20 protein-coding genes are annotated in these 22,252 nt (G+C 67.8%); 16 read left to right on the top strand and 4 right to left on the bottom strand.

Translation table 11 applies throughout. The annotated features are described in order from the left end of the window. Nucleotides 1-57 precede the first annotated feature (57 nt). The 5 genes from H165_RS0107805 to tusA all read left to right on the top strand — a co-directional run bounded on the left by H165_RS0107805 (nucleotide 58) and on the right by tusA (nucleotide 5,065). Complete coding sequence (locus H165_RS0107805; protein ID WP_017938365.1) at nucleotides 58-975, top strand: AAA family ATPase; 918 nt, start codon at nucleotides 58-60, stop codon at nucleotides 973-975. Next, entirely contained in the window at nucleotides 972-1,925 is a 954-nt protein-coding gene (locus tag H165_RS0107810) for a DUF58 domain-containing protein (RefSeq protein ID WP_017938366.1), read from the top strand. The genes H165_RS0107805 and H165_RS0107810 overlap by 4 nt, the downstream gene beginning before the upstream one ends. Next, on the top strand, nucleotides 1,925-3,907 hold the full coding sequence (locus tag H165_RS0107815; RefSeq protein ID WP_017938367.1) for a transglutaminase TgpA family protein: 1,983 nt from the start codon (nucleotides 1,925-1,927) through the stop codon (nucleotides 3,905-3,907). Before H165_RS0107810 ends, H165_RS0107815 begins: the two co-directional genes overlap by 1 nt. 80 nt (nucleotides 3,908-3,987) lie before the next feature. Continuing rightward, a complete protein-coding gene (locus H165_RS0107820; RefSeq protein ID WP_017938368.1) occupies nucleotides 3,988-4,758 on the top strand; it encodes a CHAD domain-containing protein in 771 nt (256 codons plus the stop codon). A 52-nt stretch (nucleotides 4,759-4,810) separates the two neighbouring features. Then, nucleotides 4,811-5,065, top strand: a complete 255-nt coding sequence (tusA, locus tag H165_RS0107825) for a sulfurtransferase TusA (protein ID WP_017938369.1) — start codon at nucleotides 4,811-4,813, stop codon at nucleotides 5,063-5,065. Between the two features lie 18 nt (nucleotides 5,066-5,083). Here the strand turns inward: tusA and H165_RS0107830 are convergent, their stop codons facing one another. From H165_RS0107830 to H165_RS0107840, 3 genes are all read right to left on the bottom strand, one after another. Then, complete coding sequence (locus H165_RS0107830) at nucleotides 5,084-6,496, bottom strand: MATE family efflux transporter (RefSeq protein ID WP_017938370.1); 1,413 nt, start codon at nucleotides 6,494-6,496, stop codon at nucleotides 5,084-5,086. Between the two features lie 133 nt (nucleotides 6,497-6,629). Further along, entirely contained in the window at nucleotides 6,630-7,103 is a 474-nt protein-coding gene (locus tag H165_RS0107835) for a methylated-DNA--[protein]-cysteine S-methyltransferase (RefSeq protein WP_017938371.1), read from the bottom strand. Nucleotides 7,104-7,105: 2 nt separating this feature from the next. Next, nucleotides 7,106-7,996 carry a DNA-3-methyladenine glycosylase family protein gene (locus tag H165_RS0107840; RefSeq protein ID WP_017938372.1) on the bottom strand — a complete coding sequence of 297 codons (891 nt, stop codon included), beginning with the start codon at nucleotides 7,994-7,996 and terminating at the stop codon, nucleotides 7,106-7,108. A 257-nt stretch (nucleotides 7,997-8,253) separates the two neighbouring features. On the opposite strand from H165_RS0107840, the gene H165_RS0107845 reads away from it, so the two are divergent. Then, a complete protein-coding gene (locus tag H165_RS0107845; RefSeq protein WP_017938373.1) occupies nucleotides 8,254-8,709 on the top strand; it encodes an Hsp20 family protein in 456 nt (151 codons plus the stop codon). Nucleotides 8,710-8,767: 58 nt separating this feature from the next. Here the strand turns inward: H165_RS0107845 and H165_RS0107850 are convergent, their stop codons facing one another. Next, nucleotides 8,768-9,649 (bottom strand): LysR family transcriptional regulator, encoded by an 882-nt coding sequence (locus tag H165_RS0107850; protein ID WP_017938374.1) that lies wholly within the window; start codon nucleotides 9,647-9,649, stop codon nucleotides 8,768-8,770. Nucleotides 9,650-9,850: 201 nt separating this feature from the next. Between H165_RS0107850 and leuC the strand changes: the two genes are divergently transcribed. From leuC to folC, 10 genes are all read left to right on the top strand, one after another. Further along, nucleotides 9,851-11,278 (top strand): 3-isopropylmalate dehydratase large subunit, encoded by a 1,428-nt coding sequence (gene leuC / locus H165_RS0107855; RefSeq protein WP_017938375.1) that lies wholly within the window; start codon nucleotides 9,851-9,853, stop codon nucleotides 11,276-11,278. 10 nt (nucleotides 11,279-11,288) lie between these two features. Next, on the top strand, nucleotides 11,289-11,936 hold the full coding sequence (leuD, locus tag H165_RS0107860; RefSeq protein ID WP_017938376.1) for a 3-isopropylmalate dehydratase small subunit: 648 nt from the start codon (nucleotides 11,289-11,291) through the stop codon (nucleotides 11,934-11,936). 83 nt (nucleotides 11,937-12,019) lie between these two features. Beyond that, nucleotides 12,020-13,102, top strand: coding sequence for a 3-isopropylmalate dehydrogenase (gene leuB, locus H165_RS0107865; protein WP_017938377.1), 1,083 nt, complete (start codon nucleotides 12,020-12,022; stop codon nucleotides 13,100-13,102). 57 nt (nucleotides 13,103-13,159) lie between these two features. Further along, nucleotides 13,160-14,272: an aspartate-semialdehyde dehydrogenase gene (gene asd / locus H165_RS0107870; protein WP_026146452.1), complete on the top strand. Its 1,113-nt coding sequence runs from the start codon at nucleotides 13,160-13,162 to the stop codon at nucleotides 14,270-14,272. 97 nt (nucleotides 14,273-14,369) lie between these two features. Beyond that, nucleotides 14,370-15,380 carry an aspartate-semialdehyde dehydrogenase gene (locus tag H165_RS0107875; protein WP_017938379.1) on the top strand — a complete coding sequence of 337 codons (1,011 nt, stop codon included), beginning with the start codon at nucleotides 14,370-14,372 and terminating at the stop codon, nucleotides 15,378-15,380. A 148-nt stretch (nucleotides 15,381-15,528) separates the two neighbouring features. Further along, complete coding sequence (locus tag H165_RS0107880) at nucleotides 15,529-18,300, top strand: motility hub landmark protein FimV (RefSeq protein WP_040640600.1); 2,772 nt, start codon at nucleotides 15,529-15,531, stop codon at nucleotides 18,298-18,300. Nucleotides 18,301-18,304: 4 nt separating this feature from the next. Continuing rightward, on the top strand, nucleotides 18,305-19,186 hold the full coding sequence (truA, locus tag H165_RS0107885; protein WP_026146454.1) for a tRNA pseudouridine(38-40) synthase TruA: 882 nt from the start codon (nucleotides 18,305-18,307) through the stop codon (nucleotides 19,184-19,186). A gap of 33 nt (nucleotides 19,187-19,219) precedes the next feature. Next, complete coding sequence (locus H165_RS0107890) at nucleotides 19,220-19,852, top strand: phosphoribosylanthranilate isomerase (protein WP_017938382.1); 633 nt, start codon at nucleotides 19,220-19,222, stop codon at nucleotides 19,850-19,852. A gap of 228 nt (nucleotides 19,853-20,080) precedes the next feature. Beyond that, entirely contained in the window at nucleotides 20,081-20,956 is an 876-nt protein-coding gene (gene accD / locus H165_RS0107895; protein ID WP_017938383.1) for an acetyl-CoA carboxylase, carboxyltransferase subunit beta, read from the top strand. Then, nucleotides 20,953-22,242, top strand: coding sequence for a bifunctional tetrahydrofolate synthase/dihydrofolate synthase (gene folC, locus H165_RS0107900; protein WP_017938384.1), 1,290 nt, complete (start codon nucleotides 20,953-20,955; stop codon nucleotides 22,240-22,242). The genes accD and folC overlap by 4 nt, the downstream gene beginning before the upstream one ends. Nucleotides 22,243-22,252: the final 10 nt, after the last annotated feature.

Genomic DNA, 22,252 nt, shown 5'->3' on the forward strand with positions numbered 1-22,252 from the left:
CTTTGCCGCGGTGCCGGCGCCCAGTAGCATCGGTCTTCCAATCTATGAGGAGGCTGCATGTCGAATCCACTGGACGCCTGTCTGCACGCGGTCAATCAGGTGCTGCTCGGCAAGGAGGCCCAGGTGCGCCTGGCCATGACCTGCCTGCTGGCCCGTGGTCACCTGCTGATCGAGGATCTGCCGGGGATGGGCAAGACCACCCTCGGTCACGCCCTGGCCAGGGTGCTTGGGCTGAGCTTTCAGCGCATCCAGTTCACCTCCGACCTGCTGCCCGGCGACATCCTCGGCACCTCGGTATTCGACAAGGAGAGCGGGCAATTCGTCTTCCATCCGGGACCGATCTTCGCCGAACTGGTTCTCGCCGACGAGATCAACCGCGCCACCCCGAAGAGCCAGAGCGCGCTGCTCGAGGCCATGGAGGAGGGCCAGGTGACCATCGAGGGCGCCACCCGGCCGCTGCCCAAGCCGTTCTTCGTCATCGCCACCCAGAACCCGGCCAGCCAGGGTGGCACCTTCGCGCTGCCCGAGTCCCAGCTCGACCGCTTCCTCATGCGCCTGTCCCTCGGCTACCCGGCCAAGGCGGCGGAGAAGGCGCTGCTGCTCGGAGAGGCGCGCCGCGAGCTGCTGCCGCGCCTGGAACCGATCCTCGACCACGAACGCCTGGCCGCTCTGCAGGCCCAGGTGCCCCAGGTGCGCGCCAGCGATGCCCTGGTGGAGTACGTGCTGCGTCTGGTGGAGGCCACCCGCAGCCAGCCGCAGTTCGCCTGGGGCCTGTCGCCGCGGGCCAGTCTGGCGCTGCTGGCGGCGGCGCGGGCCTGGGCGTTCCTCGCCGGGCGCGACTACGTGATCCCCGAGGACGTGCAGGCGGTGCTGCCGGCAGTGGTCGGCCACCGCCTGCGCGAGCGCGCCGATCCGGCCGGGCACGGCGGCGGTGCCCTGGTGCAGTGGCTGTTGCGCGAGGTGCCGGCGCTTTGATCGCCAGACTACGCAGCCACTGGCGGCGCTGGCTGGCGGCACGGCTGCCGCCGGCGTCGCGCATCCGTCTGGTGCAGCGACGCATCTTCATCATTCCCACCCGAGTCGGCGGCGCCTTCGGAGTGGCCCTGATCCTCATGCTGCTGGCCGCCATCAACTACCAGAACAGCCTGGCCTACGCGCTGACCTTCCTGCTCGGCTCGCTCTTCGTGGTCGCCATCCTGCACACCTACCGGAATCTGGCTGGTCTGCAGCTCAGCGCGGCGGGCGGCGCGGCAGTGTTCGTCGGCGAGCGAGCACGCTTCCGAGTGCGTCTGGAAAGCGACAGCCATTCCCACCAGGCCATCGCCCTGGGCTGGCCGCCAGCGCCTCTGCAGGTGCTCGACGTGCCGGCGCGCGGCGTGGTGGAGTGCGAACTGGACCGTCTGGCCGAGCGGCGCGGCTGGCTGCGTCCGGGGTGGCTGCGGGTGGAGAGCCGCTTCCCCCTCGGCCTGCTGGTGGCCTGGAGCTGGGTGAACCTGGACCAGACCCTGCTGGTCTATCCGCGGCCGGAGGCGGGCGACCTGCCGCTGGCTGCTGGTCGTGACGCCGATCCCGACGAGGAAGGCGCGCGCCCGACCGGGCCGGGCGTGGACGACTTCCAGGGGCTGCGCGACTACCAGCCCGGCGACTCCCGGCGGCGCCTGCACTGGAAGGCCTACTCGCGGGGCCAGGGTCTGCTGGTCAAGGACTTCGCCGCGCTCGGCGGCCGTGACCTGTGGCTGGACTTCGCCGCCCTGGAGGGCGACGTGGAGACGCGCCTGTCGCGGCTCTGCCACTGGGTGCTGCAGTTCAGCCAGCGTCAGCAGCCCTTCGCCCTGCGCCTGCCCGGCGTCGAACTGGGTCCGGACGTCGGCGAGCGGCACCGCGAGGCCTGCCTGCGCGCCCTGGCCCTCTACGGAGCCGCGTGATGAGCGCCGCTCAGCCGGTTCCGCGCATCGGCCTGACCTGGCTGCTGGTCGCCCAGGTGCTGGTGATCCTCCCGCACCTGCCGCACCTGCCGCTATGGATCGTCGGCCTGTGGCTGGGCTGCGCCGCCTGGCGCCTGCAGATCTTCCTGATGCGCGCCGAGTTCCCCAGTGCCTGGGTCAAGCTCGGCCTGATGCTGGCGGTGCTCGGCGGGGTGTTCTTGTCCCGCGGCAGCCTGGTGGGCATGGAGGCGGCCACGGTGCTGCTGGTCGCCGCCTTCATCATCAAGCTGGTGGAGCTGCGCACCAAGCGGGATGCCCTGGTACTGATCCTCCTCGGCTTCTTCACGGTGGTCACGGGCTACCTGTTCGACGACGGCATCCTCGCTGCGCTCTACAGTCTACTGCCGGTGACCGTGCTGCTCGCCGCACTGATCGGCCTGCAGCAGAGCACCTTCGCCGCGCGTCCCTGGGCGACCCTGCGGTTGGCCGCCAGCCTGTTGCTCCAGGCGCTGCCGCTGATGGTCCTGCTGTTCGTGTTCTTCCCGCGCATGGGACCGCTCTGGGCTCTGCCGCTGCCCGGCGACAAGAGCATCACCGGACTGGCCGACAGCATGGCGCCGGCGGACATCGCCGAGCTCAGCCGTTCCCCCGAGCTGGCCTTCCGGGTCAGCTTCGACGGTACGCCACCGCCCCGTTCGCAACTCTACTGGCGGGCCCTGACCCTGGACCGCTTCGACGGCCGGCGCTGGTCCCAGGCCGAGATCGTCGCCTTCGCCCCACCGCCGCGTTGGCAGGCACGCGGCCGTTCGCTCGACTACGAGGTGATCATGCAGCCCAGTGCGCAGCGCTGGCTGTTTGCCCTCGACGTGGCCACCACCGACCTGCCGGACACCCGTTTGCTCGGCGATTTCCGCCTGCAGCGCGCGCGGCCGGTGCAGCGCCCACTGCGCTACCGGGTGACCTCCTGGCCGGAGGCGCTGCGCGAGCCGCAGGCCTCGCCGCTGCTGCTGCGCCGGGCCCTGCAGCTGCCGGCGCAGGGCGACCCGCGCAGCCGCGCCTGGGCCGCGGAGCTGCGCGCCCAATACGGGCAGCCGGATGAGCTGGTCCGCGCGCTGCTCAAGCATTTCCGCGAGCAGCCGTTCCGCTACACCCTGAGGCCGCCGACCCTGGGCGCCGACAGCATCGACGGCTTCCTGTTCGACACCCGCAGTGGCTTCTGCGCCCACTACGCCGGGGCCATGGTATTCGTGCTGCGTGCCGCGGGAGTTCCCGCCCGGGTGGTGGCCGGCTACCAGGGCGGCGAGTGGAATGCCGGCGGTGGCTATCTGCAGGTGCGCCAGTTCGATGCCCACGCCTGGGTCGAGTACTGGCAGCCGGAGCGCGGCTGGACCAGCGTCGACCCGACCTTCCAGGTCGCCCCCGAGCGCATCGAGCTGGGCCTGGAGGAAGCTCTCGGCGAGGAGCGGAGCTTTCTCGAGGATTCGCCGCTGTCCCTGTTGCGCTACCGGCAGATCGACTGGCTGAACCGCCTGCGCCTGTCCTGGGACGAGCTCAACTACGACTGGCAGCGCTGGGTGCTCGGTTACCAGGGCGAGCGCCAGCTGGAAGTGCTGGAGGGTTGGTTCGGGCGCATCCACGGCCGCGACCTGGCGCTGGCCCTGGTGGGCGGCGGGGCGTTGCTGCTCGGCGCCTTGGCGCTCTGGCTGTTCAAGCCCTGGCGGCGCACCCGCGACGGCTGTCTGCGCCAGTTCCAACGCTTCGAGCGCCTGCTGGCCCGCCACGGCGTGCACCGCGCGCCGGGGGAGGGGGCGCGGAGCTTCGCCGAGCGGGCCTGCGAGGTCCTGCCAGACCAGGCCGATGCGATCCGTGCCTTCGTCGCCGCCTACGAGGTGCAGCGCTACGGCGGCCAGCCGGCGGCTCCGGGCGAGCTGCGCCGGCGCTTGCGCCGGGTGCGGCGCAGCCTGCCCTGGCTGCTGGGCTGAACACCTTCTGTGACAATCCGTCACTTGTCTGTAGGGGCTGCTCCACTAAGCTCCCGGGACGCTGGTCCGAGGAAGCCGCCATGTCGCGATTCATCGACGATCTGATCGCCCAGGTGCTGGGGCTGGAGGTGACCCTGCGCGCCTGTCAAGCCCGGCTGGCCGCGCGTACCGACGCCGAGGCGCTGCACGATTTGCGCATTGGCCTGCGCAAGCTGCGCAGCCTGCTGCGGCCCCTGAACCGCCTGCCGCTGGTGGCGTCGCTGGATGCCGCCGCGGCAGCGCTCGGCCGGCTCAGCGGCCCGCTGCGCGACCGCGAGGTGCTGCTCGCCGAGCTGGCCCGGCAGGGCCATACTGCGCTGTTCGCCGCCCGCCAGCCGGCGCTGGAGGCGGGCTACCAGACCCTGCTGGAGGAGCCCGCGCTGCGTCATCTGTTCGCGGTGCTCGACGGCTGGCCGGCACAGCTGCGCCAGGCGGCCTTCGCGGGCGAACTGCCGGACCTGCGCCGCCAGGTGCGCAAGGTCCTGCGTCGCCAGGTGACACGCCTGGCCGAGGCGCTGGCCGACCCGGCTCACGACCGCCATCGCCTGCGCCTGCTGATCAAGCGGGTGCGCTACGGCGACGAGGCCTATCCGCGGCTGTCGCCGGTCGGCGCTTCCGGCTGGGCGGCGCTCAAGGCCGCGCAGTCGGCGCTTGGCGACTGGCACGACCATCTGCAATGGCTTGCCCAGGCCGAACGGCAGGCCGACCTGGCGCCGCTGGTGCCCACCTGGCAGGTCGCCCTGGGGCGGGCTGAGGTCCTGGCCGACGAGGCCTGCGAGCGGCTGCGTGGATATTTGCCGACGGAGCGGTGACCTGAAGGCCGGCTTTGCGCGACAATGGGCGCCTGATTTCCGGAGTAGCCCGATGTCCCGAAGCGAAGAACTCAGGGTCGATGACGTGCTCGATGCCAGCGGCCTGAACTGTCCCGAGCCGGTGATGATGCTGCACAACAAGGTGCGCGACCTGGCCGCCGGCGGCCTGCTCAAGGTGATCGCCACCGATCCCTCGACCCGCCGCGACATTCCCAAATTCTGCCTGTTCCTCGGCCACGAACTGCTCGACCAGCAGGAAGAGGCCGGCACCTACCTGTACTGGATTCGCAAGAAAGGCGAAGCCTGATCCCTTCGACCGGGCCGCTCAGCACTGCGCGGCCGCCTGCAGACCTTCCCGGTCCTTGGCCAGGCGGATGTGTCGTCGGGCGCTGCTCTGTAGGCGCAGCACCAGCATGGCCGCGGCTACCGTCAGGCCGGCCACCAGCCCCTGCCAGAGACCGCTCGGCCCGCGCGGCGCGCCGAACCAGTCGCTCAGCCCCAAGCCGTAGCCCACCGGCAGGCCGATTCCCCAGTAGGCGAACAGGGTCATCAGCATGGTGATGCGGGTGTCCTGGTAGCCGCGCAGGGCGCCGGCGCAGCTGACCTGGATAGCGTCGGAGAACTGGAACAGCGCCGCGTAGACCAGCAGGGTTGCGGCCACCCCGATCACCTCGGCATCCGCGGTGTAGATGCCCGCCAGCTCGTGGCGGGCGAGAAGCATCAGACTGGCGGACAGGCAGGAGTAGCCGAGCGCCGTAGCGATGCCTACACCGGCGGAGAAGCGAGCATCGCGTGGCGCGCCGCGGCCCAGGGCCTGGCCGACCCGCACGGTGATCGCCATGCTCAGCGAGTAGGGGATCATGAACACCAGCGAGCTGAGGTTCAGGGCGATCTGGTGGCCAGCCACCACGGCGGCGCCCAGGCTGCCGATCAGCAGGGCGATCACCGCGAAGATGCTGGATTCGGCGAACACCGCGATGCCGATCGGCAGACCGATGCCGAGCAGGCGGCGGATAGGCTCGCCGCGCGGCCGGTCGAAGGCGGCGAACAGTCCGCAGGCCTGGTAGCTCGGGGCACGGCGCACCCAGAACAGCATGCCGAGGAGCATGAACCACATCACCGCACCGCTCGCCCAGCCGCAGCCCTCCCCGCCGAGGGCCGGGAAGCCCAGGTGACCGTAGATCAGCACGTAGTTCAGCGGAATGTTCAGCAGCAGGCCGAGGAGCGCCAGCACCATGCTCGGCCGGGTCAGCCCCAGGCCGTCGCTGAAGCAGCGCAGCACGTGGTACAGGGCCACCGCCGGAAAGCCCGCGGCGATGCCGTACAGGTAACCCTGGCTCGGCGCGATCAGCTCGGCATCCACTTCCATCCACAGCAATACCGGCCGGGAGCCCAGGGTCAGCAGCGCGGCGGCCAGGCTGCCGACCAGCAGGCCCAGCCACAGCGCCTGACGCACCAGCGGGCCGATCTCGGCATGCCGGCCGGCGCCGAAGTGCTGGGCGACCTTGGGCGTGGTGGCCAGCAGGATGCCGGTCATCAGCAGGAACACCGGCACCCAGATGGAGTTGCCGAGGGCCACCGCGGCCAGGTCGCGGGGGCCGACGCGGCCGGCCATCACGGCGTCGACGAAGCCCATGGCGGTCACCGCCAACTGGCCGATCATGATGGGCGCGGCGAGGGTCAATAGGGCGAACAGCTCGCGCTGGATCCGGGCGAGACGGGAGCGTGTGGCAGACACGGGATCAGTCCATCGAGCGGCACTGTGACGGCAGTGCGTTCCGGGCACGCCTGCCGCGAAGTGGCAGGGCTTGCATGAGAAGGCGCCTAGTCTAAGGACGCCGCGCCGTGCTGGAAAGCCCTTGGCGCCTGGCTCAGAGCAGCCAGGCACCTTCCAGTTGGAGCAGCTGGCGCTTGCGCTCCAGGCCGCCAGCGTAGCCGGTGAGGGTGCCGTTGCTGCCGATCACCCGGTGGCAGGGAATGATCACCGCGATGGGGTTGGCGCCGTTGGCGCTGCCCACTGCACGAACTGCCGAAGGCTGGCCGATGTGCCGGGCCAGCTCGGCATAGCTCCAGGTATGTCCGTAGGGGATCTCCAGCAGGGCCGCCCAGACCAGGCGCTGGAAGGCGCTGCCGGTCGGCGCCAGGGGCAGCTCGAAGCGCTGGCGGCGGCCAGCGAAGTACTCGTCCAGCTGGCGGCAGACCTCATCCAGCCTGCCCCGGTCCGGTTGCCAGTCGGGAGCGGTGCTCCAGGCGGGTGAGGCGTCCATGTGCAACAGGCGCAGGCCCGCCCGGTCGCCGGCCAGCAGCAGCGGGCCGAGGGGACTGTCGTGGTAGCGGTAGTGCATCTTCAGCCACCTTCTGCGTAGTCGTGCCAGAGATAGATCGCCGCATAGGCGCGCCAGGGCCGCCAGGCCTCGGCGCGGGCGGCCAGTTCCCGGGCGCGAATGCCGCCCGGGCCCCAGAGTGGCGCCTTGAGCAGGCCGAGGTCGCTGGCCGGGAAGGCATCCGCGGCGCCGAAGGCGCGCAGGGCGATGTACTCGGCGGTCCAGGGGCCGATGCCGGGAAGCGCGCAGAGCCGCTCGACCAGCGCCTCGATGCCGTCGGCAAGGCTCAGCGCCAGCTCGCCCTCGGCTACCGCGCGAGCGAAACGGCGCAGGGTCTGCACCCGCCGGCCGGGCATGCCGATGTTCTCCAGCGGAGCCTCGGCAAGGGCCGCAGGAGTGGGAAACAGCCACATCGGCTCGCCGTCCGGGGAGTCCGCCAGCGGTTCGCCTAGGCGCCGGACCAGTCGATCGCTGATGGTCACCGCAGCCTTCACCGACACCTGTTGGCCGACGATTGCGCGCACCGCCTGCTCGAAGGGGTCGAAGGCCACGGGCAGGCGCAGTCCCGGGACGCGCTCGAGCAGGGGCGCGAGCAGCGGGTCGCGGCCGAGATGGGCGGCGATGCCCTCGGGGTCGCTGTCCAGGTCGAACATCCGCCGCACCCGTGACGCCAGTTGGTCGGTCAGGTCGGCGCAGCCAGGCGGCAGGCTCAGCTCCAGTGCTGCCCGGTGCTCCAGCGAGCGGACCCGGAACCAGCCGTGGCGGGTGCCGAGGCGGAAGCTGCGGGAATAACTGTACGCCTCCAGGCGTTCGACGCCGGGCAGGCGACGCAATGCGAAATGGGCATGGAACTGTGGCCAGTGCCAGGGTTCGCGGTAGGCCAGGCATAGCCTGAGCGGCGGGGAAACGTCCATGCCCTGACGATACGCCGCGCTGACCGACTTGTCGCTGCGGAAGACAGCAGGGAATTCGCCGGAGGTTCGGCAAGCCCCGTTTGGCAGAGGCATCAGTGCTGTGCGATGGCCCGGAGGGAGCGGGGCAGCGTCGTCGTCATGGGCAATGTCCGCCAGATGGGGGCTTGAAATCCATCTGGCCGTCCCTAATTCAGAAAGTGCCGGGATGCCGAAGTCGGGTTCCGGCCACTCTCTTCGCTGAATATCAGGAGGAAACCATGAGCAACGTACTTTCCCTGGCTCCGCTGTTCCGTCAATCCGTCGGCTTCGACCGTTTCAATGATCTGTTCGAGGCGGCGCTGCGCAATGGCGAGGCCACGTCCTATCCGCCCTACAACATCGAGAAGCACGGCGATGACCAGTACCGCATCGTGGTCGCGGCCGCCGGCTTCCGGGAAAGCGACCTGGAGCTGCAGGTCGAGCGCGACGTGCTGACCGTGAGCGGCGGCAAGCGCGACAAGGGCGACGAAAACGTCACCTATCTGCACCAGGGCATCGCCCAGCGCGCCTTCAAGCTGTCCTTCCGCCTCGCCGACCATATCGAGGTCAAGGGCGCGTCGCTGCAGAACGGTCTGCTGAGCATCGAGCTGCAACGCATAGTGCCGGAAGAGGATCGGCCGAAACGCATCCCGATCAACACCACCATCGAGCGGCCGGCGTTGGAAAACGACTAAGCCGTGTGATTGCCGCCAAGCAAGGGGCGCCCTCGGGCGCCCCTTGTCGTTTCCGGAGTCAACCGGCCAGCGTGCGCTGGGCGTCCAGGTGGGCCATGAAGGCCCGCGCGGCGTTCGACAGGGTGCGCTCGGTGTGCAAGATGTAGCCCAGCTGGCGGGTCAGCTGGATGCCCGGCAGAGGCAGGCGCACCACCTGGTCGTCGAGCATGGTGCGCGGCAGCACGCTCCAGGCCAGGCCGATGGATACCATCATCTTGATGGTTTCGAGGTAGTTGGTGCTCATGGCGATGTTCGGCGTCAGCCCCTCGGCCTCGAATAGCCCCTGGACGATGTAGCGGGTGAAGGTGTTGCCGCCGGGGAACACCGCTGGATGGCGTGCCACGTCGGCCAGGCTGACGGCCCGGTTTCGGGCCAGCGGGTGTTCAGGGGCGGCGACGAAGTCCAGCGGATCTTCCCAGACCGGTACGGCGCGCACCGGCGCGTGGGTTTCCGGGGCCAGGGTGATCACCGCCAGCTCGGCGCGGCCGTGGAGAATCTCCTCGTAGGCCACTTCCGAGTCGAGGAAGCGGATGTCCAGGGCCACCTGCGGGTAGGCGCGGGTGAAGGCGCGCAGCAGCGGCGGCAGGCGGTGCAGACCGATGTGGTGGCTGGTCGCCAGGGTCAGCCGGCCACTCACCTCGCCGTTGAGGTTGCTCAGGGCGCGGCGGGTGTCGTCCAGTACGTTGAGGATCTGGTAGGCGCGCGGCAGCAGGGCGCGGCCCGCTTCGGTGAGGCTCACCTCGCGACCCAGACGGTCGAACAGGCGCACCTTGAGCTGCTGTTCCAGTCCGGCGATGCGCTTGCTGACCGCCGGTTGGGTCAGGTGCAGGCGTTCCCCGGCTTCCGAGAAGCTGCCGGTCTCGGCGATGGCGATGAAGGTATTGAGGCTGGCGAGGTCCATTGTGGGCTCCGGACTGCGGCTGCGGGCGGCGCTGCCTGTTATTGGCTACGGGCTGCCTGGATGTCTTTTGGATTCCTTTTGGGAATCCTTTGGATAAAAAATATGAATTTGAGTTATTCGTCCGGGAATCATAGCATTCCCCCCATAAGCGCAAGGGCTTTGTGTCCTGGGCACAGAAAGACGCTGATGAGGTAAATCCGAATGGCCGGCAAGACGCTGTACGACAAGCTCTGGGAGATGCACGAGGTGAAGCGGCGCGACGACGGCTCGTCGCTGATCTACATCGACCGCCACATCCTCCACGAGGTGACCTCGCCGCAGGCCTTCGAGGGCCTTCGCCTGGCCGGGCGCAAACCCTGGCGCATCGACGCCAACATCGCCACCCCGGACCACAACGTGCCCACCACCCAGGCCGAGCGCCGGGGCGGTCTGGAGGCCATCGTCGACGAGGTATCGCGCATCCAGGTCAAGACCCTCGACGAGAACTGCGACGATTTCGGCATCCTCGAGTTCAAGATGAACGATGTCCGCCAGGGCATCGTCCACGTGGTCGGCCCGGAGCAGGGCGCCACCCTGCCGGGCATGACCGTGGTCTGCGGTGACTCGCACACCTCCACCCACGGCGCCTTCGGTGCCCTGGCCCACGGCATCGGCACCTCCGAGGTGGAGCACGTGCTCGCTACCCAGTGCCTGGTGGCCAAGAAGATGAAGAACATGCAGGTGCGCGTGGAAGGCAAGCTGCCCTTCGGCGTCACCGCCAAGGACATCGTCCTGGCCGTCATCGGCAGGATCGGCACCGCCGGCGGCACTGGCCATGCCCTGGAGTTCGCCGGCAGCGCGATCCGCGAGCTGTCCATGGAAGGCCGCATGACCCTCTGCAACATGGCCATCGAGGCCGGTGCGCGGGTCGGTCTGGTGGCCGTCGACGAGAAGACCATCGCCTACGTCAAGGACCGTCCGTTCGCGCCCAAGGGCGCCGACTGGGACAAGGCCGTGGCGCTCTGGCAGACCCTGGTCTCCGACCCGGACGCGCACTTCGATACCGTGATCGAACTGAAGGCCGAGGACATCAAGCCGCAGGTCTCCTGGGGCACCTCGCCGGAGATGGTGGTGGCGGTCGACGAGCGCGTGCCGGATCCGGACGCCGAGGCCGATCCGGTCAAGAAGGATTCGATCATCCGCGCCCTGAAGTACATGGGCCTGCAGGCCAACCAGCCGATCACCGAGATCAAGCTGGACCGCGTCTTCATCGGTTCCTGCACCAACTCGCGGATCGAGGATCTGCGCGCCGCGGCGGCCGTCGCCAAGGGCCGCAAGGTGGCGCCGAACGTCAAGCAGGCGCTGGTGGTGCCGGGTTCCGGTCTGGTCAAGGCGCAGGCCGAGGCGGAAGGGCTAGACAAGATCTTCATCGAGGCCGGCTTCGAGTGGCGTGAGCCCGGCTGCTCCATGTGCCTGGCCATGAACCCGGACAAGCTGGGCAGCGGCGAGCATTGCGCGTCCACCTCCAACCGCAACTTCGAAGGCCGGCAGGGCGCCGGCGGCCGTACCCATCTGGTCAGCCCGGCGATGGCCGCGGCGGCCGCGGTGACCGGCCATTTCATCGATGTGCGCGAACTGCTCCAGGCCTGAGGAACGACAGATGAAAGCCTTTACCCAACACACCGGCCTGGTCTGCCCGCTGGACCGTGCCAACGTCGACACCGACCAGATCATTCCCAAGCAGTTCCTGAAATCGATCAAGCGTACCGGCTTCGGCCCCAACCTGTTCGACGAGTGGCGTTACCTGGATGTGGGCCAGCCCGGCCAGGACTGCTCGCAGCGGCCGGTCAACAAGGATTTCGTGCTGAACTTCCCGCGCTACCGGGGCGCCAGCGTGCTCCTGGCCCGCGAGAACTTCGGCTGCGGCTCGTCCCGCGAGCACGCCCCCTGGGCGCTCGACGAGTACGGCTTCCGCGCCATCATCGCACCAAGCTTTGCCGACATCTTCTACAACAACAGCTTCAAGAACGGCCTGCTGCCGATCGTGCTGAAGGAAGAGGAAGTCGATGTCCTGTTCGAGCAGACCGAGGCCAACGAGGGTTACCAACTGACCATCGATCTGGAAGCGCAGACCGTGACCCGCCCGGACGGCGTGCAGTACCGCTTCGAGGTGGATGCCTTCCACAAGCACTGCCTGCTCAACGGCCTGGACGACATCGGCCTGACCCTGCAGGACCAGGACGCCATCCGCGCCTTCGAAGAGCGTCACCGCGCGGCCCAACCCTGGCTGTTCGGCGCCATCAAGTAACCGGCAGCGCCGGGCCTCGGGTGGAGCGTTCCTCCCGAGGCCCGGCGTTTCGAGCCCATAGCTGATTCCCCAAGGAAACGTTCATGTCCAAACAGATTCTGGTTCTTCCCGGCGACGGCATTGGTCCGGAAATCGTCGCCGAAGCAGTCAAGGTGCTCGAGGCGGCCAACGAGAAATACCGCCTGGACCTGCAGCTGAGCTTCGACGAGTTGGGCGGCGCCGCGGTCGACAAGTACGGCGTGCCCCTGGCCGACGAGACCCTGGAACGCGCCCGCGCCGCCGATGCGGTGCTGCTTGGTGCGGTGGGTGGCCCCAAGTGGGACGGCATCGACCCGGCCATCCGCCCCGAGCGCGGTCTGCTGAAGATCCGTTCCCAACTGGGTCTGTTCGCCAACCTGCGCCCGGCGATCCTCTACCCGCAGCTGGCCGAGGCCTCGACCCTTAAGCCGGAAGTGGTGGCCGGCCTGGACATCCTCATCGTCCGCGAACTGACCGGCGGCATCTACTTCGGTCAGCCCCGCGAGACCCGCGTGCTGGAGAATGGCGAGCGCCAGGCCTACGACACCCTGCCGTACAGCGAGAGCGAGATCCGCCGCATCGCCAAGGTGGGCTTCGACATGGCCCGCCTGCGCAACAAGAAGCTGTGCTCGGTGGACAAGGCCAACGTGCTGGCCTCCAGCCAGCTGTGGCGCGCCGTGGTGGAGGAGGTGGCCAAGGACTACCCGGACGTGGAGCTCTCCCACATGTACGTGGACAACGCCGCCATGCAGCTGGTGCGCGCGCCCAAGCAGTTCGACGTGATCGTCACCGACAACATGTTCGGCGACATTCTGTCGGATGAGGCTTCCATGCTGACCGGTTCCATCGGCATGCTGCCCTCGGCGTCCCTCGACGCCAACAACAAGGGGATGTACGAGCCGTGCCACGGCTCCGCGCCGGACATCGCCGGCCAGGGCATCGCCAACCCGCTGGCGACCATCCTCTCGGTGTCCATGATGCTGCGCTACAGCTTCGCCCAGGCCGTGGCTGCCGACGCCATCGAGAAGGCGGTCAGTCAGGTGCTCGACCAGGGGCTGCGTACCGGGGACATCTGGTCCCAAGGCACCACCAAGGTCGGTACCCGGGAAATGGGCGATGCGGTAGTCGCCGCGCTGCGTAATCTGTAATCTCTCCGGTTCGCCGTTCGCGCGGTGAACTGGATCCCAATCAAAGGTGTAGTTGCGATGAAACGTGTAGGTCTGATTGGTTGGCGAGGCATGGTGGGTTCCGTGCTCATGCAGCGCATGCTGGAAGAGCGTGACTTCGACCTGATCGAGCCGGTGTTCTTCACCACCTCGAACGTGGGTGGCCAGGGCCCGGCCATCGGCAAGGACATCGCCCCGCTCAAGGATGCCTACAGCATCGACGAGCTGAAGAGCCTCGACGTGATCCTGACCTGCCAGGGCGGCGACTACACCAGCGAGGTGTTCCCCAAGCTGCGTGAAGCCGGCTGGCAGGGCTACTGGATCGACGCTGCCTCGACCCTGCGCATGGACGACAGCGCGGTGATCGTGCTCGACCCGGTCAACCGCAAGGTGATCGACCAGTCGCTGGACGCCGGGGTGAAGAACTACATCGGCGGCAACTGCACCGTCAGCCTGATGCTCATGGCCCTGGGTGGTCTCTACGAGGCCGGCCTGGTCGAGTGGATGAGCGCCATGACCTACCAGGCCGCTTCCGGCGCCGGCGCGCAGAACATGCGCGAGCTGATCCGCCAGATGGGCGCCATTCACGGCGCGGTGGCCGACGATCTGGCTGACCCGGCCAGCGCCATCCTCGAGATCGACCGCAAGGTCGCCGAGACCATGCGCAGCGACAGCTTCCCGGTCGACCACTTCGGCGTGCCGCTGGCCGGCAGCCTGATTCCCTACATCGACAAGGAGCTGCCCAACGGGCAGAGCCGCGAGGAATGGAAAGGTCAGGCCGAGACCAACAAGATCCTCGGCCGCTTCAAGAATCCGATCCCGGTGGACGGCCTCTGCGTACGCATCGGCGCCATGCGCTGCCACAGCCAGGCGCTGACCATCAAACTGAACAAGGACGTGCCGCTGTCCGACATCGAAGGGCTGATCAGCCAGCACAACCCCTGGGTCAAGCTGGTGCCCAACAACCGTGAGGCGAGCATCCGCGAGCTCGGCCCGACCGCAGTCACCGGCACCCTGAGCGTGCCCGTCGGTCGTCTGCGCAAGCTCAACATGGGCTCGCAGTTCCTCGGAGCCTTCACCGTCGGCGACCAGCTGCTGTGGGGCGCCGCCGAGCCGCTGCGGCGCATGCTGCGCATCCTCCTGGAGCGTTGATCCTCCCGGCGCCGGCCGCCTTGGCCGGCGTCAAATTGCCTGCGCGCGAGGGCGGCGCTACAGTGCCGTCCTTCCAATCGTGCGTTAGGGTTTTCCGATGTCCCAATCCCTTGCCATTGCCGTGGTCGGCGCTACCGGTACCGTCGGCGAAAACCTCGTCCAGCTGCTCGAAGAGCGCGAATTCCCCGTTTCCGATCTGCATCTGCTGGCCAGTCGCGAGTCGGTCGGCCAGTCCCTGGCGTTCCGCGGCAAGAACCTGCGGGTGCGCGCGGTCGACGATTTCGACTTCACCCAGGTGCGCCTGGTGTTCTTCGCCGCCGCCGAAGCCATCACCTGCGAACAGGCTCCGCGGGCCCTGGCTGCCGGCTGCTCGCTGATCGACCTGAGCGGTGCACTTCCGGCGGAGCAGGCCCCGCGGGTGGTACCGGAGGCCAATGCTGGGGTGCTGGCCGGGCTCTCGGCGCCCTACCAACTGTCCAGTCCGAGCTCCGCGGCAACCGCATTGGCCGTGGCTCTTTCGCCGCTACGCGATCTGCTGCGCCTGCGCCGGATCAACGTCACTGCCTGTCTGGCCGTTTCGACGTTGGGCAGGGAAGGGGTCAACGAGCTGGGCCGGCAGACCACCCAACTGCTCAACATGCGTCCGCTGGAGCCGCAGGTTTTCGACCGCCAGATCGCCTTCAACCTGCTGGGGCGTGTCGGTTCGTCGGATGCAGACGGGCACACCTCTTCAGAGCGGCGTCTGGCGGCCGAAATCCGGGAAGTGCTGGGCCTGCCGGACCTGAAGGTGTCGGCCACTTGCGTGCAGGCGCCGGTGTTCTATGGCGATAGCCTGAGTGTGTCCCTGGAGCTGGAGGAAGCGCTGGATCTGCCCGCGGTGCGCACGGCACTGGAGGAGGCGCCGGGGGTGGAACTGGTCGAGGAAGACGACTATCCGACGGCTGTCGGTGATGCGGTGGGCCAGGATGCGGTATATGTAGGCCGCCTGCGTTCCGGGCTGACCGACGATGCCGAACTGAATTTGTGGATTACGTCTGATAATGCGCGTAAAGGCTCGGCTCTGAACGCTGTGCAGTTAGGTGAATTATTGATAAAACACTATCTGTAAAAGATACTTAACGAGCAGTTTGAAGATTTTTTCTAGCTTGTCATCTATTGACTGGCGCATTGCTGGTGGGGACCCGTCATAGGACGGAAAAGGGCAGCAACCAACGCCAATCTCGCCCGTCGAGAAAGCAAAAACAAGGGATCACGCTATGGTTCGGGTACGCAAACTGGTACTGGCAATTGCAGCCGCTTCGACGCTTACGTCCGGCATGGCGCACGCATTGGGGCTGGGGGACATCACGCTCAAATCCGCGCTCAATCAGCCTCTGGATGCGGAAATCTCCTTGCTGGACGTCAAGGATCTCGAGACCAGTGAAGTATTGCCGAAACTGGCATCTCCCGAGGACTTCAACAAGGCGGGCGTGGATCGCCAGTATTTTCTGACCGATCTCAAGTTCACCCCGGTCATCAAGCCCAATGGCCAGAGCGTCATTCGGGTCACTTCCAGCAAGCCGGTGCGCGAGCCCTATCTGAACTTCCTCGTCGAGGTGCTGTGGCCGAACGGCCGTCTGCTGCGCGAATATACCTTGCTGCTCGACCCGCCGCTGTATTCCCCGGAAGTGGCAACTGCGGTCGCGCCGCAGCTGCCGGTCGCCGCGCCGGCGCCGCGTCTCGCCACCACTCAGGCAGTGCGCCCGGCCGCGCCGGTGGCCAGCCGTCCGGTCGCGCCGGCCCGTTCGAGGATCGCAGGCAACGAGTACCGTACCAACGCCAACGACACCCTCTGGCAGATCGCCGAGCGCACCCGCTCCGTCGGTTCGGTGCACCAGACCATGCTGGCCATCCAGGATCTCAACCCGGACGCCTTCCTCGACGGCAACATCAACCGCCTGAAGCGTGGTCAGGTGCTGCGCCTGCCCGACGAGCAGCAGGTGCTGCGTCGTTCCCAGTCGGAAGCCATCGCCCAGGTAGCGGCGCAGAATGCCGCCTGGCGTGAAGGTCGCTCGCTGGCCGGCGGCAGTGCCCGCCAGCTGGATGCTACCCACCGTGCTGCTGCGGGGGCGGCTCCGGCTCAGGCTCCGGCCGGAGACAGCCTCAAGCTGGTGGCCGCCGATGCCAAGGTGTCCGACAAGGGCGCGGCCGGCGATGCCAAGGTTCTCAACGACAAGCTGGCGGTGACCCAGGAAAGCCTCGATACCACCCGGCGTGAGAACGAGGAACTGAAGAGCCGTATGTCCGATCTGCAAAGCCAGCTGGACAAGCTGCAGCAGCTGATCGAACTGAAGAACGCCCAGCTCGCCAAGCTGCAGGCCGACCTGGCCAACGAAGGGCAGGCTGCCGCCGACGAAGCGGCGGCACCGGATGCGCCCGAACAGCCCGCTGCCCAGCCGGAAACCGTCCAGGCTGCCGCCGAGCAGTCCGCCACTCCAGCGTCTCAGTCCGAGCAGGCCAAAGCGCCCGCCGAAGAGCCGGATTACAACTACAGCGAGGAGCCAGCCGCCCAGCCCGCCGGGCAGTCCGCTGCACCTCAGGCCGAAGCGGCAGCCCAGGCTCCGGCAGAGCAGCCCAAGCCGGAGGAGAAGACCTCCGCTCCGGCCCCGGTTGCCGAAGAGCCGCAGCCGAGCTTCGTGGATGACCTGCTGGCCAACCCTATGCTTCCCTGGATCGCCGGCGGCAGCGGTCTGCTGGTGCTGCTGATCCTGCTCATGGCAGTGTCGCGCCGCAACGCGCAGAAGGAGCAGGAGCATCAGCAGAGCCTGGCGGCCCAGGGCAGCGAAGATGCCGACTTCGCCAGCGACCAGGATCTGCCGGAGTCGACGTTCGAAGGCCTGGAGCCCGAGGCGCCCGCCGTTCAGGCTGCGACCGTCGCCGAAGCGGCGAGCGAGCAGGTGACCGCCCAGACCAGCGACGTGCTGGCGGAGGCTGACATCTACATCGCCTACGGCCGCTTCAATCAGGCCGCCGAGCTGCTTCAGAACGCCATCAACGACGAGCCGAACCGCAGCGACCTGCGTCTGAAACTGATGGAAGTCCAGGCTGAGCTGGGAGACCGCGACGGCTTCCAGCGCCAGGAACAGGAACTGCGCGAGATCGGCGGCGCGAATGCCGAAATCGAACAGCTGAAAAGCCGCTACCCTGCCATGGCGGCGGTAGCGACCGCAGCTGCCAGCGCCGTGACCCTGGCTGCTACGGATGCCGCGTCCTTCAACGAGGCGGCGGAAGAACTGAATCTGGACGACTTGAGCTTCGACGAGGAGCCGGCTGCTCCCCAGGCTGAAGAAGAAGCCTTCGATCTCAGCCTGGACGATCTTGCCGCCGAGCTGGAAAGCGACCTCTCCGACACCCTCGCCGAGAAGTCCTCGTTTGACTTCGATCTGGGCGAGGAGCACAAGGCCGACGCTGCCTTGGCTGACAGCGCTCTGGACTTCGATCTGGAGCTTTCGGAGACCCCGGCTGCCAGTGCCGAGGCCACCGACTTCGGCCTGGATCTGGATGTCTCGGCCGCAGCGCTGGATGACGAGTTCGCCCTGAGTCTGGACGACGACTTGGCCGCCGAGCCCAAGGCCGAGGAAGGCTCGGAGATGGATTTCGAGCTACCGGAAGTCGCCAGCGACCTGCCGGCCGACTTCGACCTGTCACTGGGCGACGAAGTGGCGTCGAGTGCTGAGAGCGAGCCCGTGGACTTCGCGGCCCAGCTGGAAGACGCCAGTGCCGAGCTGGCGCAGCCCGAAGACTCCGAGAGCGTGGTGGAGGCGGCGCCTGCTGCTTTGGCCCAGTCGGCCGACGACGCTCTCGGCGAAGACGATGATTTCGATTTCCTCTCTGGTACGGACGAAACTGCGACCAAGCTGGATCTGGCACGTGCCTACATCGACATGGGCGACATGGAAGGGGCCCGCGACATCCTCGATGAGGTTCTGGCCGAGGGGAATGATGGTCAACAACAGGAAGCGCGCGAACTGATCGCCCGTCTCGTATAGCTAGATGACAGATGTCCCCGACTTGCCAGGGGCAGCCGAATCGGCTGCCCCTGGCTTTTTCAGAATCGCCCTTGGCGTGGAGTACAAGGGTTCCGCCTACCGCGGCTGGCAGCGCCAGGAGTCCGGCGTGCCCACGGTGCAGCAAGCTCTGGAAGCCGCACTCTCCAAGGTAGCCGCTGCGCCAGTCAGCGTGGTTTGCGCCGGGCGTACCGACGCAGGTGTGCATGCTAGCGGCCAGGTGGTGCATTTCGACACCCGGGCCGAGCGTCCCATGATGGGGTGGGTGATGGGGGCCAACGCCAACCTGCCGCACGACATCAGCGTGACCTGGGCCAAGGTGATGCCGGCGCATTTCCATGCCCGCTTCAAGGCTGTTGCCCGGCGCTATCGCTACGTGATCTACAACGATCAGATCCGTCCGGCCCATCTGGCTCAGGAAGTTACCTGGAACCATCGGCCGCTGGACATCGGGCGGATGCGCGAGGCCAGCCGCTGCCTGCTCGGCACGCACGACTTCAGCGCCTTCCGCGCCACCCAGTGCCAGGCCAAGTCTCCGATCAAGCACATCCACCACCTGGAGCTGATCCCCTACGGCAAGCTGATCGTTCTGGACATCCGTGCCAACGCCTTCCTGCACCACATGGTGCGCAACATCGCCGGGGTGCTGATGACCATCGGTGCCGGCGAGCAGCCGGTGAGCTGGGCCAAGGCGGTACTGGATGGCCGGGATCGCCGCGAGGGCGGGGTGACGGCCCATCCCTACGGCCTTTACCTGGTGCGGGTGGAGTATCCGGAGGAGTTCGAGGTACCGCAGCGCTTCCTGGGCCCGCACTTCCTGTCCGCGCTGCCGGATTGCGCGGCTGACGGCGCCGGGCACCTTTGCTAACATCTTGAGTCTTTCCAGCAAAGGTGCCGCAACTTGTCAGTCGTTCGCAGCAAAATCTGCGGGATCACCCGCATCGAGGATGCCCTGGCCGCCGCCTCGGCGGGTGCCGATGCCATCGGCCTGGTGTTCTATGCGGCCAGCCCCCGTGCGGTGAACTTGCAGCAGGCGCGGGCGATAGTCGCCGCTCTGCCGCCCTTCGTGACTACGGTTGGACTGTTCGTCAACGCCTCGCGCTGCGAAATCGGCGAGATTCTCGATGCCGTTCCCTTGGATCTGTTGCAGTTTCATGGCGACGAGCGCCCCGAGGACTGCGAGGGGCACGGCCGCCCTTACATCAAGGCGCTGCGCGTCAGGTCCGGCGACGATATCGTCGCACTGGCGGCGCGCTATTCCGGTGCGCGGGGCATCCTCCTGGACACCTATGTGGCAGGGGTGCCCGGCGGTACCGGTGAAGCCTTCGACTGGAGCCTGGTACCACAGGGGCTGGGCAAGCCGCTCATTCTCGCCGGCGGGCTGAACCCGGCCAACGTGGGGGCGGCCATCGCCCAGGTGCGCCCCTATGGGGTGGACGTCAGCGGCGGCGTGGAGGCCGGCAAGGGCATCAAGGATGCCGGCAAGGTGCGCGCCTTCCTGGAGGAAGTGCGGCGCGCCGCAACGCAAGTGTGACGGGCCGGGCGTCTGCGCCGTCCATTAGCGAACCGCCATCGGCGGCGGGACCTCGCCCGCGGGGTGCAGTGCTTGCATGGCGGAGCGAGGAGAAAGGGCGGCGGACTGGCCGCCGGCGGTCGACCAAGGTGCCAGGCATCGCGACGGAGTCGGCCATGAATTCGCGCATGGATGTCGTGTCGGCCTTCTGCGGCGGCGTCCGGACAACAGCTTTGGAGAGATGAGAGCATGAGCAACTGGCTGGTAGACAAGCTGATCCCTTCGATCATGCGTTCCGAGGTGAAGAAGAGCTCGGTTCCCGAAGGACTCTGGCACAAGTGCCCCTCCTGCGATGCGGTGCTCTACAAGCCGGAGCTGGAGCGCTCCCTCGAGGTCTGCCCGAAGTGCGACTACCACATGCGCATCAGCGCGCGTGCGCGCCTGAACATGTTCCTCGATGAAGCCGGTCGCGAGGAGATCGGTGCCGAGCTGGAGCCGGTGGATCGCCTCAAGTTCCGCGACAGCAAGAAGTACAAGGATCGCCTGGCTGCTGCCCAGAAACAGACCGGCGAAAAGGATGCCCTGGTGGCGATGAGCGGCAGCCTGCGCGGCATCCCGGTGGTGGCCTGCGCCTTCGCCTTCGAGTTCATGGGCGGCTCCATGGGGTCCATCGTCGGCGAGCGTTTCGTGCGCGCCGCCAACGTGGCCCTGGAAAAGCGCTGCCCGCTGATCTGCTTCTCCGCCTCCGGCGGCGCGCGCATGCAGGAGGCGTTGATCTCCCTGATGCAGATGGCTAAGACCTCCGCGGTCCTGGCGCGCCTGCGCGAGGAGGGCGTGCCCTACATCTCCGTGCTGACCGACCCGGTGTATGGTGGGGTGTCCGCCAGCCTAGCCATGCTCGGCGATGTCATCGTCGCCGAGCCCAAGGCGCTGGTCGGCTTCGCCGGCCCGCGGGTGATCGAGCAGACCGTGCGCGAGAAGCTCCCGGAAGGCTTCCAGCGCAGCGAGTTCCTCCTCGAGCACGGCGCCATTGACCTGATCGTGCATCGCCGCGAGATGGCCGACCGCCTAGCCCGCCTGGTGGCTCAACTGATGGGCCTGCCCAGCCCCTCCGCTGCGGCATGAGCGAACGAACCCTGGCCGACTGGCTGAGCTACCTTGAGCAGCTCCACCCCACGGCCATCGACATGGGTTTGGAGCGCTGCCGTGAGGTGGCCCGGCGCCTCGGCCTGGGCCGTCCGGCGAAGCGGGTGATCACCGTCACCGGCACCAACGGCAAGGGCTCCACCTGCGCCTTCCTGGCCTCGCTGCTGCGCCGCCAGGGACTGCGCGTGGGCGTGTACAGCTCGCCGCACCTGTTGCGCTACAACGAGCGGGTGAGCATCGATGGCGTCGAGGCCGGCGATGCGCAGCTCTGTGCGGCCTTCGCCGCGGTCGAGGCGGCGCGTGGCGAGATTTCCCTGACCTACTTCGAGATGGGCACCTTGGCGGCCTTCTGGCTGTTCGAGCAGGCCAAGCTGGATGTCGCGGTGCTCGAGGTCGGTCTCGGCGGCCGTCTGGATGCGGTCAACCTGATCGACGCCGACCTGGCACTGATCACCAGCATCGGCCTGGATCATGCCGAGTGGCTGGGCGACAGTCGCGACTCGGTGGCCTACGAGAAGGCCGGCATCCTCCGTCCGGGACGCCCGGCGCTCTGTGGCGACCTGGAGCCGCCGCAGCCGCTGGTCGACCAGGTAGTGGCCCTGGCCGCGCCCTTCTTCCTGCGCGGGCGCGACTACGACCTGCGCATCGGCGATCAGGGCTGGAGCTGGCGCGGCCGCGACCTGCAGGGCCGGACGCTAGAGCTTGAGGGGCTGCCGCTGCTCGACCTGCCCATGGAGAACGCCGCGCTGGCCGTGCAGGCCTATGCGTTGCTGGATCTGCCGTGGAATGCCGCGGAGATCGCGGCGGCCCTGGCCGCTGCCCGGGTGACCGGCCGTCTGGAGCGGCGCCGGCTGAGCTGGAAGGGCAAGCCTCTGGACTTGCTGCTGGACGTCGGCCACAACCCCCATGCCGCCAACTACCTGGCCAGCCGGCTGCGCGAGCTGCCGGCCGGCCGCCGGCGCCGGGCGGTTTTCGGGCTGCTCGCGGACAAGGACCTGCCGGGTGTCTTGGCACCGCTGCTGGTTCAGGTGCAGGATTGGGCGGTGGCTCCATTGCCCACGCCGCGCAGTCGCCCGGCCGTCGAACTGGAAGCAGCCCTGCGCAATGTCGGGGCTTCCGTGACGGCCTATCCCGACGTGGCGGCGGCACTCATGGCACAATGCGAGCGTGCGGCGGCGGGAGACGAGATTTTGCTGTTCGGCTCCTTCTACTGTGTGGCAGAGGCCCTGGAATGGCTGGCAGGCCAGGCGGGGCAGGGTGGCTGAGGCTGGCGCG

This window comes from Pseudomonas thermotolerans DSM 14292, from assembly GCF_000364625.1.
GTDB lineage: Bacteria > Pseudomonadota > Gammaproteobacteria > Pseudomonadales > Pseudomonadaceae > Aquipseudomonas > Aquipseudomonas thermotolerans.